This window comes from Kurthia gibsonii (assembly GCF_006539985.1).
Lineage (GTDB): Bacteria > Bacillota > Bacilli > Bacillales_A > Planococcaceae > Kurthia > Kurthia gibsonii.
Map to the genome: position 1 here is coordinate 1 of NZ_BJOB01000097.1, position 1,953 is coordinate 1,953.

The window sequence follows — 1,953 nt, forward strand, 5'->3', positions numbered from 1 at the left end:
GAGGCTGGGACAAAACCCTAGCTAAAAGCAAGAGAGCTTCGGCACATGAAAATGCCGAAGCTCTTTTTGGTCTGTCTGCGGATGTTCGTTTTGGGCGATGCTTTTCGCGGGCACGGCTTCATCTCATGTTGGCGATGAATCGCCAACATGGATATTCCGCTCGTGCTGTTCCCGCAGAAGTCACGCCCTCACGCCCATCTAAAACAAAAAAAAGGATACAAAAAAAGAGCCTTTCCTGTTAAAATTTAAGTATCTTACCACAAAAATAATAAAAGGAAGTGCTCTTTATGTATAAAAACTATAACATGAATCAAGTGATTTTACCATTAGATTTTGAAATGAAACTAGCTGAAAAAGATATTGCTTTTTCGATCCATCATTTAGTCGAAAGTATTCCAGAAGAAGCTTTCGCTCCTTTCTACAAAGCGACAGGTTGTCCTTCTTATCACCCTAAAATGATGTTAAAAATTATTTTATGTGGTTATACACAATCTATTTTTTCAGGTCGCCGGATGGAAGATTTAACAAAAGATAGTGTACGTATGATGTGGTTAGCACAAGGTTACGAACCAAGCTATCGTACGATTAATCGTTTTCGCGTTCATCCACAGATGCAAGAACTTCTAAAACAATGCTTTATCCAATTCCGGTGTCGATTAATTGAAGAAAAATGCATTGACCAACAAGCAATCTTCATTGATGGTACAAAAATTGAAGCGAATGCCAATAAGTTCACTTTTGTATGGAAGAAGTCGGTTGAAAACTATCAAGCTAGTATGATTGAAAAGTCTAATGCCTTATACGAGCAACTCGTAGAAGAACGTATTTTGCCTGCCATTCAAAAGGAACAAAAAGAGGCTTTATCTGAAGAAGAGCTAGAACAAGTCGCTTCGACATTAGAAGAAGTAATTGATGATTATACAGAAAAGCTGGAAGCTTCCTCTGATTCAACCGAACGAAAACAATTGCGTGCAGCACGTAAAACACCGAAACAATATTTAAAACAAGTGAAAGATTGGATTGTCCGAAAAAGACAATATCGTCTTCATTTACAACAGATGGGTACACGAAATAGTTATTCAAAAACCGATGTCGACGCGACATTTATGCGTATGAAAGACGATTATATGAAGAATGGACAACTGAAACCCGGTTACAATGTTCAAATCGCAACAGAAAATCAATATGTCCTTGCTTATGAGGTGTATCCGAATCCGACAGATACAAAAACGCTCGTGCCCTTTTTACAAGATATTCAAGCTCATTATTTTGAATTACCTGAACATATTGTCGCCGATGCAGGTTATGGTAGTGAACCGAACTATCAATACGTGGTAGAAACACTCCAACGTAAAGCATTAATTACATATGGTATGTATCGCAAAGAACAGCAACGAAAATATCTTAAAGATCCTTTTAAAACAAGCAATTGGGCATATGACGCAACGACCGATTGTTATACTTGCCCGAATGGACAATTAGTAAAGTACCAATATGATTCAACACGTACGGATAAGACAGGATTTACACGTCATTTTAAAATCTATACATGTGAAGACTGTTCAGGATGTCCTTTCCGTTCATCTTGTACAAAAGCACGTGAAGGAAACAATCGAAGATTAGCCATCAATACGCATTGGGAAGAACAAAAGAAAATGATTCAAGCGACGCTTTCAGAAGCAAAAACAGGCGCCATTTATCGAAAACGAAAAATCGATGTGGAACCAGTTTTTGGATTTTTGAAGGCGAATTTAGGTTTCACTCGATTTTCACTTCGTGGAAAATCGAAGGTCCGAAATGAAATCGGACTTGCCTTAATGGCAACCAACCTAAGAAAGTATGCGATGAGAGGGTAAAACCCTCCCATCACTTATGAAAAAAATCACACAAAAAAGGAGATTGCCTGCGCAATCTCCTTTTTTGTGTGACTGAGAGCTATTTATGTCCCAGCCT

Annotated in this window: 2 protein-coding genes; both read left to right on the top strand. The window is 38.2% G+C overall.

Features of this window, described 5'->3' with window-relative positions; genetic code table 11:
- On the top strand, nucleotides 1-242 hold a 242-nt coding region (locus KGI01_RS13990), incomplete at its 5' end, for a hypothetical protein (RefSeq protein WP_218026256.1).
- Nucleotides 243-287: 45 nt separating this feature from the next.
- Nucleotides 288-1,856, top strand: coding sequence for an IS1182 family transposase (locus tag KGI01_RS13590; RefSeq protein ID WP_141275126.1), 1,569 nt, complete (start codon nucleotides 288-290; stop codon nucleotides 1,854-1,856).
- Nucleotides 1,857-1,953: the final 97 nt, after the last annotated feature.

What these genes read in the sequence shown, in the direction of transcription:
- KGI01_RS13590 (WP_141275126.1), top strand. Translation starts at nt 288, where the DNA reads ATGTATAAAAACTATAACATGAATCAAGTGATTTTACCATTAGATTTT.